This is a genomic window from Aquimarina sp. AU119 (assembly GCF_900312735.1).
Taxonomy (GTDB): domain Bacteria; phylum Bacteroidota; class Bacteroidia; order Flavobacteriales; family Flavobacteriaceae; genus Aquimarina; species Aquimarina algiphila.
The window spans coordinates 227,177-243,303 of record NZ_OMPF01000022.1 but is presented as its reverse complement, the minus strand read 5'-3'; the positions used below and the strand labels follow the sequence as shown (position 1 = coordinate 243,303).

The following is a 16,127-nucleotide window of genomic DNA, read 5'->3' as shown; positions in this document are numbered from 1 at the left end:
TGACAAATTTTTCTTAAATTTGTGTTAATTGGAATAGAATACAAACCCTACAAAATGAATTTATATAGAATATTTTTACTAGTATTCGTTTTCGCAATTCAGATAGCCCCAGCTCAAACTGAACAAGACCGAATCGAAGCCGAGATTATTAATGTCGAAAGAACGATAGTTGCAAAACTTACGGGACATGAACCTATTAAAGGAAAAAAGAAATTAAAAAGTAGATTTAGTACTTCTGAAAGGAAAGCTTCTGCTGATTTTTTATTCAATTCTTTAAAAGATATTGGACTTAAGCCTCAAAAGCACCCTTATAATGTTAAAGATAAAAAAGGAAATCTTTTTAATGGAGTAAATATATATGCAGAAATTCCGGCTACCAATGGCAGTAATGAATTTGTTGTAATAGCAGCTCACTTTGATACTGTAGAAAATAGCCCTGGAGCTGTTCATAATGCTACGGGTGCAGCTATTGCTTTTTATGTCGCAAAAAAATTGGGAGAATTAAAAGAACGTAACAAAAATTTTATGGTTGTGTTTTTTGACCATTGGAAAAGTAATATGGTTGGAACCAGAATGTTTACAAAAAAGCTTAAAGAAGAAGGGTATAATATTCACTCTATGCATAGGTCTGATTATATGGGATGGGATAATGATGAGGATAGAGCTATAGAACTATTGGCTTCAAGTTTGAGTTTAGAATCTAGATATAGATTAGAATCTCCCGTTCCTATTTATAAAAGAACTGTAGCTACTCCAGAGAGTAGATTTTTTGCAAATTTTGGATATGAAACGGTTACACTTACAGCAGAATTAAGAAATGCTGATAACTCACCTTTTGTTCGTCAAAGTGAAGATAAATACACAACGGTAAACTTTAAATATCTGGCATCTACAACAAACATTGTGTATAAGGTGATGAAATCTTTGGCAGAGGAATAGAATATATCTGGATTGTATTAATAATATAATTAAAGGAGTTCTTATTGTAATAAGAACTCCTTTAATGCTTCATAGCTCTTTATCGGAATACTATGCTTTTCCTTATTCATTACTTTTTGAATTTGCGAAGGTATTTCTACCTTAACGTTTAGAGTGTCCTCGACTACGTCAAGAAACTTGACCGGATGTGCAGTTTCCAGAAATATACCATACTCGGTAGATTTTAATCCTTGTTTTTGTAGCCCTAAATAACCAACAGCGCCATGAGGGTCGGCTACATAATTTGATTTTTTATAGATTTTTCCCATTGCTTTTTTGGTCTGTTGATCATCAAAGCTATATGCAGAAAAATTGTTTTTTAGAATAGAGAAATCGTTATCAAAAAGTTGTTGTATTCTTATAAAATTACTTGGGTTTCCAACATCCATGGCATTAGAAATTGTAGCTTTAGAAGGTTTTGGATCATATTCTGAAGTTTCTAGATAACGAACTACTGTGTCATTAACATTAGTAGATGCTATAAAGTGTTTTACCGGTAATCCAAGTTTTTGAGCAACAATTCCTGCACAGATATTTCCAAAGTTCCCACTAGGAACAGAGAATACAATATCTTTTCCTTTACTTTTTACCTGTTTGTATGCAAATAAGAAATAAAATAATTGAGGAAGCCATCTGGCAACATTAATAGAATTAGCAGAAGTCAGTTGTTTATAAGAAGTAATGTCAGTGTCTAAGAACGCGGTCTTTACCATATCCTGACAATCATCAAAAACACCGTCGATTTCTAAAGCTGTTATATTTTGCCCCAGAGTTGTTAATTGCTTTTCTTGTATTTCACTTACTTTTCCTTTCGGATATAAAATTACCACATCTACACCTTTTACCCCTAGAAAACCATTGGCTACAGCACCACCTGTATCTCCCGATGTAGCTACTAAAACAGTTACATGATTTTCATTAGCTCGATTAAAATATCCCATACATCTTGCCATAAAGCGGGCTCCTACATCTTTAAAAGCCATTGTTGGACCATGAAACAATTCTAGTGTTCCTAGATTATCTTCAATTTCAACTACAGGGAAATCAAAACTTAAAACATCTGTAAGAATATTTCTTAATTCTACCTCTGGTATTTCTTCACCAATGAATTGTTGGATGGCCTGAAAAGCAATTTCTACATTATCTAGTTCTTCAATATTTTCAAAAAAAGATGTAGATAAAGATTGAATGGATTCTGGAAAATATAAACCACGATCAGGAGCTAATCCTTTTATTACCGCTTCTGAGAATGGTACTTTTGGTGAGTCTTTATGTAAACTATAGTATTGCATTATTTTATATTCTTTACTGAAGTTAGAGAATTGCAGAGAATTCTATTTCTACTAAGATATCTGGAGAAATTAACTTTGAAACTTCTACCATTGTGGTCACAGGTCTTGTTTTGCTAAAAAACTCTCCATGTGCTTTACCAATCTCTTCCCATTGGGAGATATCTGTACAGTACATTCTTGTTCTTATGACATTACTTAAATCTGCACCAAACTCTTTTAATGCTTTTTCTGCAATTTTGATAATAGCAAGAGTTTGTTCGTATTCATTTGCACCTTTTGCAGTAGTACCAGAAATTTCGATTACATCTCCAATTTTTATGGCTCTAGAGTATCCTACAATGTCTTCCCAAGGTGCTCCTGTTGATATTTTTTTGATTTCTTTCATTGGATTTCTTCGATTATTTTGACTCCGTTACTATTTATTTGTGATATATGAATATCAAATTCAAGTCCCGTTTTTGCATAAACTACTCTTATTGCTTCGGCTACATCTGTTGCAATCTTTAGTCCTTTACTTAATGCAAAAATAGAAGGGCCGGATCCAGAAATTCCACATCCTAGAGCTCCTTTTTCAATTGCTGCATTCTTTACATTTTTAAATTCAGGGATTAGAATTGATCTCAGAGGTTCTATAATTACATCTTCTAAACTTCTACCTATCAGATTATAATCTTCGGTAAATAAACCAGCTACCAATCCACCAACGTTTCCCCATTGATGAATCGCTTGTTGCAAAGATACATTATGCTTAATCACTGATCTTGAATCTGATGTTTTTACTTCTATTTGTGGATGAATTACGGTCATCACAAGATCTTTAGGAGAATGTAACTTTATTACATCAAGTGGATTATAACTACGTACCAAGGTGAACCCTCCAAGTAGAGCAGGAGCTACATTATCAGCATGGGCATTACCACTGGCCAGCTTTTCTCCTTCCATGGCAAATTTTACTAATTCCTGAGGTGTATAAGGGTTTCCTAATAGATGATTTACTGCCCAAACTGCACCAGCACTACTTGCAGCACTACTACCAATTCCACTTCCGGCTTTAATTTTTTTATATATTTCTATCGTTACGCCTAAATCTTTTTTGTAATCAAGAAGTAATGCCTGAACGGCTACACCGGCTACATTTTTATCTGTTTCCATAGGAAGATCTGCACCTTCAATTTTGGTAATTCTTATTCCAGGCTCAGAAGTAAGTGAGATTAACATTTCATCACCAACCGTGTCTAAACAACATCCTAATACATCGAATCCACAAGAAAGATTTGCGACGGTGGCAGGAGTAAATATTCTAATACTTTTCATATTATTATTTTTTACCAATTCTAATAATATCTGCAAATATACCCGAGGCAGTTACTTCGGCTCCAGCACCAGCACCTTTTACTATTAATGGTTGTTTAGGGTATCGATCTGTGTAAAAGAGTACGATGTTATCACTTCCTTCAAGATTATAAAAAGGATGATCAGATGGTATAAATTGTAATCCTACCTTGGCTTCGCCTTCTTCATATTGTGCAACATATTTTAGACGACATCCCTTTTTGTTTGCACTGCCCAAAATTTCTTTAAAATGCTTTTCATTTTGTTCTACAGATTGGAGAAAGGCATCTACACTAGTAGTCTCTAAACTTTCCTTTGGAAGAAATGCTTCATTTTCGATATTTTCTAATTCCATTACCTTTCCACTTTCGCGAGCAAGAATGAGAATTTTACGGGCAACATCGATTCCGCTTAAATCTATTTTAGGATCAGGTTCTGTGTATCCTTGCTGTTGTGCTTGTTTTACAATGTCATGAAAAGTAACACCTTCTTTATAATTATTAAAGACAAAATTAAGACTACCAGATAATACTGCCTGAATTTTATGAATATTATCTCCAGATGCAATTAAATTATTTAGTGTGTCAATTATTGGTAACCCAGCACCAACATTGGTTTCGTATAAAAAAGAAGCGTTAAATTTTCTTGATAAATTTTGTAATTCCTCATAGTTAGTATATTCATCTGCACATGCAATTTTATTACAGGTAACTACAGCCATACTCTCTGCGAGATAATGTTTATATATTTTGGCAATATCTGGATTAGCAGTATTATCAACAAAAATAGAGTTTCTTAAATTCATCTCTTTGGCTTTGGCAAAAAATTCTCTTGCATCTGCTTTTTCTCCTTTTTCCAATTTTTGACCCCATGAATCTAAACCAATTCCATGTTCATCAAAGATCATTTTCCGGGAATTCGAAATAGCAACTACTCTTATCTTTAACCTTAATTTGTCTTTTAGATAGCTTTTTTGTTGTTCAAGTTGTTCTATTAATTTACTCCCAACATTTCCGACACCGGTAATAAAGAGGTTTAATTGTTTGGTTTTTACTTCGAAGAATCGTTCATGTAATGTGTTTAATGCCTTCTTAATATCTTTTTTCTCTATAACCACAGAGATGTTTTTTTCTGAAGCACCTTGAGCAATGGCTCTAATATTAACATTGTTTTTTCCTAAAGTACTAAACATTTTTCCGCTTAGTCCTTGATGATGATACATATTGTCACCTACCAGAGCTATAATCGCTACATCATCCTCAATCTTCACTGGATCTAATTTATGTTTGGAGATTTCAAATTCGAATGTGGTATCGAGTACTTCTTTTGCTTTTCTTGCATCAGTAGCTTCTATTGCAAGACATATAGAATGCTCGGATGAAGCTTGAGTTATCAAAATAACATTTATATTTTCAAGAAAAAGAGTTTCGAATAAACGTTTTGAAAACCCTGGTATTCCTACCATACCACTTCCTTCTAATGAAATAATGGATATGCTATCAATATGACTAATCCCTGTAACAGGTCTTTTGCGATCATTTACTTTTCTAGTAACGAGCGTTCCTTGATCTTCGGGTTTAAATGTATTTTTTATCAGTATCGGAATATCTTTTTCTAATACAGGGTGTATAGTGGGAGGATAGATTACTTTAGCACCAAAATGTGAAAGCTCCATTGCTTCCTGATATGAGATATGATGCACAGGTTTGGCTTGTTTTACCAATTTGGGATTAGCGGTATACATACCACTCACATCTGTCCATATTTGTAACTCATCTGCATTAGTAGCAGCTGCGAGAATAGCTGCGGTAAAATCAGAACCTCCTCTACCTAGTGTGGTAGGTTCCCCATCCTTTGTTCTAGCGACAAAACCCGGAAAAAGACTTACTTTATGTGTATTATGATCTGCAAACTCTTTAATATTATCATTAGTTTCTTTATAGTCAATAGTAACTTTTGAATTAATGGTTTTAACAATTAATTCTCGTGAATCTTTTAGGATGATATCTAAGCCTTTTACTTTTGCAGCTTCTACTATGATGTAAGAAGAAAGTATTTCTCCAAAACTGGCAATTACAGCAGCGGTTTTTGGAGATAATTCACTTAATAAATACACTCCTTCACATAAAGACTCCAAAGTGTTAAGCTGTGCTTTGACTTTACTAATTATGGCACTTTGCGAGATTACAGGAATGAGGCTTTTTACAGCTTCAAGATGCTTTTTCTCGATTTCTACTAATGTCTTTTTGTAATCTTCATTATTGTTAGAAGCCTCTTCGCCGGCTTGTAACAATAAATCAGTAACTCCGCCCATTGCAGAAACAACAACATATAAAGATTGCTTTTCTGACTGTTGCTTTACAATATCTATTACGCTTTCTATTGTAGTTGCATTTGCAACAGAAGAACCTCCAAATTTTAGAACGTTCATAATATATTTTTTAGTTGAATTAATAATAAAAGCTTATGTCTGATAATTCATTCTTATGAATTATGTACATGTTCTGGCGATACTATATAAATGAATTAACCCCTAAGGGTAATAGTAATTGTAGTAGTACGTGTAATAGAAGAAGCCTTAGATATCAGTGTTGTTCCTAAGGTTATTAATAAAGCCGATATGATAATGGTACTAAACATTAATTTGCTTTGCTTTGTGAGTTCAAATGTATAATTTTTTACTTTTAGAGAAAATTAAATTAACAGTATTCTTAAACTTTTGTTATTTCAATAATTAATGACTTGTTTCATTATAAAATTCCCAAAAAAATAAATGAAATAGATCTAATTAAGATCATATTTGTAAACAATAGAAACAATTGTAAAAATTTAACTTTATGAAGATATTTTCTGCGCAACAAATGCGCATGGCGGATGAAGCTACTATGCAATCCAAAAACATTACATCATTAGAATTAATGGAACAAGCGGCTCAGCAAGTTTTTAATTTAATTCATAATCGATTACAAGGAGCTCCAGTTTTAATTCATGTTTTTTGCGGTATTGGAAATAATGGAGGCGATGGGTTGGTTGTTTCACGATTATTATTAGAACATGGTTATAATATTAAAACCTATATTGTTAATTTCAGTGAGAACAGATCCAAAGATTTTTTGGTTAATTATGATCGATTAAAAGAGATTACATCTTCGTGGCCTATACAACTTAAATCTAAAGAAGATTTTCCTACAGTTAGTAGAGAGGATATGATTATTGATGCTATTTTTGGTATTGGTCTTAACAGACCTTTAGTTTCTTGGGTTGGTCAATTAATTAAGCATCTCAATACTTTTAGGTGTTTTACACTTTCTATTGATATTCCATCAGGATTATATGTTGATAAGGCTCCGGATGATTCTGAGGCAGTCATTTATGCGAATACTACGGTTACTTTTCAATTACCAAAACTAGTTTTCTTTTTACCTCAAACAGGTATGTATACACAAGATTTGGAAGTAATAGATATAGGTCTGGATCGTAATTTTTTAACTCAAAGCCCTGGTGTTGGCATATTAATTAGCAAAAATGAAGTACTTCCATTATATCGACCAAGGCATAAATTTAGCCATAAAGGAACCTTTGGACATTGTGTAATTATTGGAGGGAGTTATGGAAAAATTGGGAGTGTAGTATTAGCTACAAGATCTGCATTAAGAATTGGTGCTGGTTTGGTCTCTGCATATCTACCAGAGTGCGGATATGAAGTTATGCAATCTTCAGTTCCAGAAGCGATGGTCATTACAGATGATGATGATGAATTGGCAGAGATTCATCTTGACTTTAAGCCAACAGCTATTGGTATTGGTATTGGGATGGGGACAAACGAGAAGACCGTAAAAGCGTTTGAAAAATTCTTAAAACATAACCAATCCAGGCTAGTGGTAGATGCTGATGGTATTAATATTTTGTCAAAACATCTTCAATTTTTTGAAAACCTACCAGAGAAAACCATTTTAACACCACATCCAAAAGAATTACAACGATTAATTGGAGAATGGAAAGATGATTTTGACAAGATTGAAAAAACAAAAGCATTCTCAAAGGAATACGATTGTATTGTTGTTATTAAAGGTGCCAATTCTATAACCATTTATGACAACCAACTATATGTAAATACTACGGGAAACCCAGGAATGGCAACTGCTGGAAGCGGAGATGTACTTACAGGAATAATTACGGGTTTATTATCCCAAGGATACGAACCTCTTCATGCAGCTGTTTTTGGAACATATTTACATGGAAGCTCTGCGGATATAGTGATTCAACAGACTAGTTTCGAAGGTTTATTGGCAAGTGATATTACCTCTTACATTGGTGCTGCGTTTCTTGAGTTGTTTAAAAGACCAGAAGCAGAAGGTCAAGTAGAATAATTTGGAGTATAAAGGTTTACTATTTTACATTAAAATAATATAATTTTTTATACAATTTTGTGAGTGTTTTAGAGTTAATTTTATTGTAATGTATTTACATTTGAATAATAATATAAAAGCAAAATGATGACAAGAAAAATTTTAGTTTTAGTGACTCTTATTTTAGGGGTATTATTCACTTCGTGTTCTAGTGATGATGACGGACCTCCAGTAACTACTTTGCAATTAGAGACTATTGGATTACAACCTCTTACAGGAGGAAGTTCTTATCAAGGTTGGCTTATTGTAAATGGGCAGACGATACCCACAGCAAAATTTACAGACCCTTCTGGCATAGTTAATCTGGATGTATTTGCAGAAGATGCTGCGGCCGCTAGTCAATTTGTAATTACTATAGAACCTGCCGGAGATATTGATAATGGACCTTCAGATGCTAAAATATTAACTGGTAATTTTAGTGGTACTGCGGCACCACTTACTTTTCAGACTGTTGTGGCTGATCTGTCTGCTGCTTCTGGGCAGTTTTTTTTAGCGACTCCTACAGATAATGCTGGAGGCGTAGATAATGGTAATGATGAGTTTGGGGTTTGGTTTATGAATGGTGCAAATGCAGCTGGTCTTTCGCTTCCTACTTTAGCAAGTGGATGGAAATATGAAGGTTGGGTTGATTTTGGAAATAAAATTGTATCTACAGGAACTTTTTCTGATGTTAACGCTACAGATGATGGAAATTTATTTAAAGGTTCTGGAGGTGATGTTCCTAGTTTTCCTGGTGAAGATTTTCTAGTTATTCCAAGTCAGGTTTCATTATCAGGAATTACATTTCCTGCGGCAGTTACTAGTAAAAGAGTATTTATTACTGTTGAGCCTTTTCAGGATAATGATTCTAATCCTTTTTTTATAGAACCTCTTAGTGCAACAGCAGGGATTACAACAGGTCCTGCTAATCCTGTAACGATGACTTCAAATACAGCAGTCCCTTCAGGAAGAGTGACTAGACCAAATTAAGACATTATATAGTTATAAAAATGATAAAAACTCTTACTTATTATAGTAAGAGTTTTTTATTGTATAAATATTTTTTAAATCTTTATTGGTTTTGTTCAAAAGAGAGTAAAAAGAATCCTTTAAAGAGTTTTTTTGCTTTTTCCTTTTCAGAATTAAGAAGTGGGTTATTATCCAGAATCAAACCAGCTAATGGGTATTTTTCTTTTTCATAAGCTTCTGAGATACTTTTTATATTATTATTGTTGATATGAACCATAAATAGAGATTTCATTTTTGTAAAGGCAGAAGGTAGTTCGGTGAATTGATTATATCCTGCGTGTATTACCCATGTTTTTTTCATTGCAGAGATACTATTAGGTAATACATTTAGATTGTTGTGATCAATATATAAGAAACGAACTTGATCTAATGCACCAATCGTTTCTGGTAATTGATCGAGATTGTTATGATCAATCCATAATGAATAAAGATTAGGTAATTCACCCAAAAGTGTATAATTATGCTTTTCTGATAATATATTGTATGATAAATTAAGATCTTTTATATGATGTAATGAAGTTGTATTATCAGGAAGTTTGGCGATATTATTTCCTTTAAGATTTAGAAACTCAATAGGTAGATCCGAAATTTTAGAAAACGTATCTTCAAGGTTTAGTTTTGGATTATAGGATAAGGATAATTGTTTTAAGTGGGATAATGTTTTGATCGATTTTGGCAGTCTTGATATATCTAAACTATCTATTATTAGTATTTCTATTTGAGTGTGTTTTCCTAATTGTATAAATATATTATCTAAATTTGAAATCTTAGTATTACTAAGATTTAGCATTTTAAGATTCTTGTTTTTTACAATATATTCTGCTAAAGATTCGACGTTTTTATTACTAAAATCAAGTCTATGAACTTTTGATTTATTACGGTTTGGAGTCGAAGTATAAGTTTTACTGTAGTAAGTAGTATAAGTATTACAACTACTGTATAGTAATATTATAAGGAATACTGATATAATGTTCCATTTATTAGTCATCTGTAGTGGATTTATAAAATGTATTTCCTGTAACTTCGAGATATAGCTTATCTGCTGTTTCTACTTTCCATGGAAAACGAGGATTTAAACCAATACCATCATGTAGTATATTTTGAATATAAGCCCCTGCTTTTTGACTATTCGTACCTAATCTTGTATGAATACTATACGTATCGTTCTGATAGGTGCCATAACCATATAAATTTCCATAAAATAAATCTTCATAAGGACCTAAGGTAAACCATACGTTTTTACGTCCATCATCTGAATTTATAGGGTTTCTGGGAGATTTGCTGTAATTTGGTCTTGATGTAAATAGATCAACTCCAAAACCAAGTTGGTAAATAGTTTTGTTATCCTCAATCTTAGTAAAACCAATATCGAGAGAACCAGTAACTCCATAATCTGTTCCAGCTCCACTAAACCAACCAATTCTAAAATCATTCAAAAAAGTAAGATGTATGTTATGGTTAGCATTACTAAACCTCATAAATAATGCTCCACGTTTTAGTCCATATGTTTTTAATTTTTTTGGTAAGTGATCTTTACCAAACCCAAACCCTAGTCCATTAAAACCTCCTTTCCCAAGAGGGTTAAATATAATAGCGTTATTCATGTTTGATATTGAAGAGCCCAATAAATTACTGTTTTTGCCAATTCCTCCTAAGGCAAAGAATTCATATGAATAAGCTAGACCATTCAATTTTATAGTATGTCGTTTCCTAAATTGATAAGACGCAAATGATATTCCACTTTCCAGAGAAAGATCTCCATAATTCAAAGTTCCAAACCCAAAAACACCCACTTTCAACCATTGATTCTGATTTCCAAGGGTAATTTCGGCTTTCAAAAGAATACCTCCATCTGCATCTATTCTTTGTGAAAATAAGAGCGAACAGTTTAAGAATATACATAGAAAAATCAATATCCTTGCTATATATGTATTCATTATCTCCTTGGGTGAAATGAATGTATTACTTCGCTTAAATGACTTCTGTCTATATGCATATATATTTCTGTAGTTGTAATACTTTCGTGACCTAACATCATTTGTATTGCTCTTAAATCTGCACCATTCTCCAACAAGTGAGTAGCAAATGAATGTCTAAATGTATGTGGACTAACTTGTTTATGTATTCCTGCTTTTTCAACTAGACGTTTTGTAATGGTAAAAATCATAGCTCGAGTAAGTTGTCTACCTCTTCGATTTAAAAATAATGTATCTTCAAATCCTTTTTTGATATCGATATGATTTCTTATTTGTGTGGTGTATAGATTAATATATTTTTGAGTTACTTCACCTATAGGTACAAACCTTTGTTTATTACCTTTACCGGTAACACTTATATATCCTTCATCAAAAAACAAACTAGACAATTTTAATTCTGTAAGTTCACTTACTCTTAATCCACATCCATATAAAGTTTCTATAATAGCCCTGTTACGTTCTCCTTCTGGCGTGCTTAGATCTATTTGATTAATGATAAGATCTATTTCTTCTAAAGATAATGTATCAGGTAGCTTTCTGCCTATTTTTGGAGATTCTATAAGTTCCATAGGATTGGAATCCCTATAATCTTCAAATACTAAGTAATTAAAAAAGCTTTTTAATCCCGAAATAATCCTTGATTGTGAACGAGCATTTACCAATTTTGCTGTCTCAAAGACAAATTGTTGTAGTATTTCTTTTTCTATAGAAAGGGGAGTAGATTCTATATTTTGCTCTTCAAGATATTTTAAAAGTCTTTGTATATCTAGAGTATAATTAATAATAGAGTTTTCAGAAAGTCCTCTTTCTATTTTTAAGTAGTGTTCGTAATCTTTTATGGCATGATTCCATTTCATTGCCTCTAATATAAAAAAGAAAACCATCCCAAAATACCTGAAACAGTTTAATAGTATAAAAAATTGATGATTTTATTATAAAAATAAAGCATATTCAATGTTAAATTGAAAGTTACCTTCTGTATCATTATTTTATGATAAGATTTGCATCAGTATTTTTTGTGTTTGTAAATTTAAAAATCACCATTATCGTTTTTTGTAATGTCATAGTTTTATTTTGAATAACTTGGAAAGAGGAGTGTTATTACGACATAATTTAAAAACCATTTGTTGTATTGTTAAATCGGTAAAAGGGTTAGTTTTACCGTTGAATTTACAAAATCAATTACATTATGAAAAAACTTATGTTATTTGCAGTTTTAGCTTCTCTTAGTTTGGTGGCTACTGCACAGGAGGAATCAATTAGATTTGGAGCAAAAGCGGGTGTTAACTTTGCTAATATTTCTGGAGATGGAACAGATGGTGTTGATGGGAGAACTGGTTTCCATATTGGAGCATTAGTTGAAATTCCAATTTCAGAGAAATTTGCCTTTCAACCTGAATTATTATATTCTTCTCAAGGGGCTAAATTAGATGTTGGTAATTTAGAAACTACTACAAAAATAAATTACATTAATATTCCATTAATGGCAAAGTATTATGTGGCTCAAGGATTTAGCCTTCAGGCAGGGCCTCAAATTGGATTTCTAACTTCTGCCAAGGCCAAAGTTGAAGGACCTGGAGTCGATGAAGACAATGATATTGATGATGCAATTAAAGGAATTGATTTTGGACTAAATTTTGGTCTAGGATATCAATTGGATATGGGATTATTTTTTGATGGTCGTTATAATTTGGGTTTATCTAATATTAATGATACTGAAAGTTCTGATGATGTAAAACAAAAAAACTCGGTAATCCAACTTTCTGTAGGGTATAAGTTCTAATATAGTATAATTAAAAATAAATAAAAGCATCCTGATATTTTAGGATGCTTTTTTGTTTGTAGTTTCTGGATTCTAAAAAATAAAACTACTTTTGAATAGTTAATAGTATTTAGATATAGAATAGATAAGCCTATTTTATTATATTACAATTTAAATAAGACGAATGAGAAATAATTTTTTTTTAATCACAACCATCTTAATGGTTATAACCTCTTCATTATATAGCCAGGATGAAGGCGAGGCATTGTATACACGTGCCGGATTTAAGTTTGGAGGAAATTATGCAAACATTACGGGAGATGCAGAAGATACTGATGCTAGAATACGCGTTCATTTGGGAGCAGTGATAGAGTTTCCTATTACTCGTCGATTTTTTATACAGGCAGAAGTTTTGTACTCTGCACAAGGGTATACATTTGATGAAGCAGGGGAGGAGAATAAAATTAGTTTAAATTATTTAGCACTACCTGTTGTTGCCAAGGTCTATTTTACAGATAAATTTAGCTTGGAAACAGGTCCTCAATTGGCCACATTAGCCAATGCTAGTGAATCTGCAGAAGATACTCCTGATGAATTCTTTGATTCCTTTTCTAATTTTGATTTTAGTTGGGGATTTGGAGCAGGTTATAAACTAGAGAGCGGTTTGTTTTTTCAAGTACGTTATAACCTGGGATTAACAAATATTGTTGATATAGAAGGGGCAGATATTGATAATAAGAATGCTGTAGGTCAAATATCGGTAGGGTATTTATTTAAAACTAAAAATAACAGAAGACAGAACGATTAGTAATATGAAGATTTTAATATTAAATGGCCCTAATTTAAATCTTCTAGGGAAGAGAGAACCGGGAATATATGGCAGCCAAACGTTTGATCAATTTTTTGTTCAATTACAAGAGCAGTTTTCTTCAATAGAATTAACTTATTTTCAATCTAATATCGAAGGAGAATTAATCACTAAAATACAGGAAGCAGATGACCTATTTGATGGTGTTGTTCTTAATGCAGGAGCTTATACCCATACTTCTATAGGGATTGGAGATGCTATAAAAGCAATATCAACTCCTGTGGTAGAAGTTCATATTTCTAATACATTTGGAAGAGAAGAATTTAGACATCAGTCCTATATTTCTCCAAATGCAAAAGGCGTTATTTTAGGTTTTGGCTTGCAAAGCTATGAGTTAGCTCTACAAAGTTTTTAATTAACAAGATTGTATACAGAATAAAAAAACACCTTACTGATCGTAAGGTGTTTTTTTTATGTTTATTTTTCCTTTTTATAGATGGATTACTTCACCATAAGCATCAGCCACAGCTTCCATTACAGCTTCACTCATTGTTGGGTGAGGGTGGATTGCTTTTAGTACTTCATGTCCTGTCGTTTCTAATTTTCTACCTAAAACGGCTTCAGCGATCATATCAGTAACACCTGCTCCAATCATGTGGCATCCTAGCCACTCACCATATTTAGCATCAAATATTACTTTGACAAAACCGTCTTTAGTTCCGGCAGCACTTGCTTTTCCAGATGCAGAGAAAGGAAATTTACCTATTTTTAATTCATAACCAGCTTCTTTAGCTTGTTTTTCTGTCATTCCCACACTCGCAATTTCTGGCGAGGCATATGTACATCCAGGGATATTTCCATAATCAATTGCTTCAACATGCATTCCTGCAATTTTTTCTACACATGTAATCCCTTCGGCAGATGCTACGTGAGCCAATGCTGGTCCATGTACAACATCTCCAATTGCGTAAACTCCCGGGATATTGGTTTGATACCAATCGTTTACAACTATTTTATCTCTATCAGTTGCAATACCTAATTCTTCTAATCCTATATTTTCTATATTGGTTTTGATTCCTACAGCAGATAATACAATATCTGCTTCAAGAACTTCTTCTCCTTTTTTAGTTTTTACTGTAGCTTTTACACCATCGCCACTAGTATCTACACTTTCTACAGAAGAATTTGTCATTACCTTAATACCAGCTTTTTTGAAGTTTCGTTCAAACTGCTTAGATACTTCTTCATCTTCTAGAGGGACAAGAGTAGGAAGGAATTCTACAATAGTAACTTCAGTTCCCATAGCGTTATAAAAATGTGCAAACTCTACTCCGATAGCACCAGATCCAACAACGATCATTTTCTTTGGCTGAGATTCTAGAGTCATTGCTTCTCTATAACCAATTACTTTTTTACCATCTTGTGGTAAATTTGGTAGTTCTCTTGATCTGGCACCGGTAGCAATAACAATATGTTTTGCTTCATATTCTGAAGTTTTACCATCAGTATCAGTAACTTCAATTTTATTGCTAGCTTTTAGTTTTCCGAAACCATTAATAACATCGATTTTATTCTTTTTCATCAGAAACTGAACACCTTTGCTCATTCCATCAGCAACTCCACGGCTACGCTTTACAACAGCATCAAAATCTTTATCAAACTTATCTACAGTAAGTCCATAATCTGAAGCGTGCTTAAGGTATTCGAATACCTGTGCACTTTTTAGTAATGCCTTTGTAGGGATACATCCCCAGTTTAAGCAAACTCCTCCTAAACTTTCTTTTTCTATTATTGCGGTTTTAAGACCCAATTGTGAAGCTCGAATTGCGGTTACATACCCGCCGGGACCACTCCCTAAAACGATGATATCATATGTGCTCATAAATGTCGATTTTTTGAAGTCACGAATTTAAGGATAATTCGGCTAACCAAAAAAGGATTTAAGCATTCCATAAGAATATGAATTATATCATTAAGGAGTATAAAAAAAACACTACCCAAAGGATAGTGTTAATTTTTAATACTTTCTATAATAATAGTATTAATTATAATTGAAACTCTCTTTAAAAATCAAGTTTAAGTGCAGATTGCACAGCGTTAATGTCTGAAAAATCTATTTTTGAATCTTGAGCAAATCTAGATGGAACTATTACAATTCTAAATACTTGATTATCTGTGTACCTAGGTGGGACTAAATTGAAATCAGGAGTATCCATAAGAATATCCACATCATTTATTGTAAAATTAAATCTATAGGTTAATTCTCCTCCAGCCTCTATAATTAGAGGAGTAGGTAAAGGTTCCCATACGTCATTACCTTCAAAAACTTCTTCTAGACGATATACTAATACTACATCTGCATCAAATACCTCGACACCAGCAGGAAACGGGATATTCACAGCAATAAATCCATCAATATCTGGTCTAAAATCTACATTGTCAACTTCAAATGATTGCCCAATAGTATCAAAATCTGTATCATCGTCATTAGAACAAGATGTTAACATAAACGTAGTTATACAAAGTAATGTGAAAATTTTCTTCATGAATTCTAAATATTTA

The 16,127-nt window shown here is 32.7% G+C and carries 15 protein-coding genes; 6 read left to right on the top strand and 9 right to left on the bottom strand.

Annotated elements, in window-relative coordinates; all coding sequences use genetic code 11:
- The first annotated feature begins 54 nt into the window (after positions 1-54).
- Positions 55-939, top strand: coding sequence for a M28 family metallopeptidase (locus tag DK442_RS18985; RefSeq protein ID WP_109437473.1), 885 nt, complete (start codon positions 55-57; stop codon positions 937-939).
- Between the two features lie 41 nt (positions 940-980).
- Here the strand turns inward: DK442_RS18985 and thrC are convergent, their stop codons facing one another.
- The 4 genes from thrC to thrA are packed head-to-tail and all read right to left on the bottom strand — an operon-like array spanning position 981 to position 6,033.
- Positions 981-2,270: a threonine synthase gene (gene thrC, locus DK442_RS18980; protein ID WP_109437472.1), complete on the bottom strand. Its 1,290-nt coding sequence runs from the start codon at positions 2,268-2,270 to the stop codon at positions 981-983.
- A 22-nt stretch (positions 2,271-2,292) separates the two neighbouring features.
- Complete coding sequence (locus DK442_RS18975) at positions 2,293-2,655, bottom strand: RidA family protein (RefSeq protein ID WP_109437471.1); 363 nt, start codon at positions 2,653-2,655, stop codon at positions 2,293-2,295.
- Positions 2,652-3,584 carry a homoserine kinase gene (locus DK442_RS18970; protein ID WP_109437856.1) on the bottom strand — a complete coding sequence of 311 codons (933 nt, stop codon included), beginning with the start codon at positions 3,582-3,584 and terminating at the stop codon, positions 2,652-2,654. The genes DK442_RS18975 and DK442_RS18970 overlap by 4 nt, the downstream gene beginning before the upstream one ends.
- A gap of 4 nt (positions 3,585-3,588) precedes the next feature.
- Positions 3,589-6,033, bottom strand: a complete 2,445-nt coding sequence (gene thrA, locus DK442_RS18965) for a bifunctional aspartate kinase/homoserine dehydrogenase I (RefSeq protein ID WP_109437470.1) — start codon at positions 6,031-6,033, stop codon at positions 3,589-3,591.
- A 406-nt stretch (positions 6,034-6,439) separates the two neighbouring features.
- Here thrA and DK442_RS18960 point away from each other — a divergent pair, with 406 nt between their 5' ends.
- Both DK442_RS18960 and DK442_RS18955 read left to right on the top strand, forming a co-directional pair.
- Entirely contained in the window at positions 6,440-7,972 is a 1,533-nt protein-coding gene (locus tag DK442_RS18960; RefSeq protein ID WP_109437469.1) for an NAD(P)H-hydrate dehydratase, read from the top strand.
- A gap of 126 nt (positions 7,973-8,098) precedes the next feature.
- The gene (locus DK442_RS18955) at positions 8,099-8,980 is read left to right on the top strand and encodes an anti-sigma factor (RefSeq protein ID WP_109437468.1); all 882 of its coding nucleotides are present in this window, start codon (positions 8,099-8,101) and stop codon (positions 8,978-8,980) included.
- Between the two features lie 82 nt (positions 8,981-9,062).
- On the opposite strand, the gene DK442_RS18950 is transcribed toward DK442_RS18955, so the two are convergent.
- The 3 genes from DK442_RS18950 to DK442_RS18940 are packed head-to-tail and all read right to left on the bottom strand — an operon-like array spanning position 9,063 to position 11,852.
- Entirely contained in the window at positions 9,063-10,007 is a 945-nt protein-coding gene (locus tag DK442_RS18950) for a leucine-rich repeat domain-containing protein (RefSeq protein WP_109437467.1), read from the bottom strand.
- On the bottom strand, positions 10,000-10,956 hold the full coding sequence (locus tag DK442_RS18945) for a hypothetical protein (RefSeq protein ID WP_109437466.1): 957 nt from the start codon (positions 10,954-10,956) through the stop codon (positions 10,000-10,002). The genes DK442_RS18950 and DK442_RS18945 overlap by 8 nt, the downstream gene beginning before the upstream one ends.
- Positions 10,956-11,852: a site-specific tyrosine recombinase gene (locus tag DK442_RS18940; RefSeq protein ID WP_109437855.1), complete on the bottom strand. Its 897-nt coding sequence runs from the start codon at positions 11,850-11,852 to the stop codon at positions 10,956-10,958. Before DK442_RS18940 ends, DK442_RS18945 begins: the two co-directional genes overlap by 1 nt.
- A gap of 332 nt (positions 11,853-12,184) precedes the next feature.
- Here DK442_RS18940 and DK442_RS18935 point away from each other — a divergent pair, with 332 nt between their 5' ends.
- From DK442_RS18935 to aroQ, 3 genes are all read left to right on the top strand, one after another.
- Positions 12,185-12,778, top strand: a complete 594-nt coding sequence (locus DK442_RS18935) for a porin family protein (protein ID WP_109437465.1) — start codon at positions 12,185-12,187, stop codon at positions 12,776-12,778.
- A 163-nt stretch (positions 12,779-12,941) separates the two neighbouring features.
- The gene (locus DK442_RS18930) at positions 12,942-13,565 is read left to right on the top strand and encodes a porin family protein (RefSeq protein ID WP_109437464.1); all 624 of its coding nucleotides are present in this window, start codon (positions 12,942-12,944) and stop codon (positions 13,563-13,565) included.
- Between the two features lie 4 nt (positions 13,566-13,569).
- Positions 13,570-13,980 (top strand): type II 3-dehydroquinate dehydratase, encoded by a 411-nt coding sequence (gene aroQ / locus DK442_RS18925; protein WP_109437463.1) that lies wholly within the window; start codon positions 13,570-13,572, stop codon positions 13,978-13,980.
- Positions 13,981-14,055: 75 nt separating this feature from the next.
- Here the strand turns inward: aroQ and lpdA are convergent, their stop codons facing one another.
- Entirely contained in the window at positions 14,056-15,447 is a 1,392-nt protein-coding gene (lpdA, locus tag DK442_RS18920) for a dihydrolipoyl dehydrogenase (RefSeq protein WP_109437462.1), read from the bottom strand.
- 181 nt (positions 15,448-15,628) lie between these two features.
- On the bottom strand, positions 15,629-16,111 hold the full coding sequence (locus tag DK442_RS18915; RefSeq protein WP_160114264.1) for a hypothetical protein: 483 nt from the start codon (positions 16,109-16,111) through the stop codon (positions 15,629-15,631).
- Positions 16,112-16,127 lie beyond the last annotated feature (16 nt).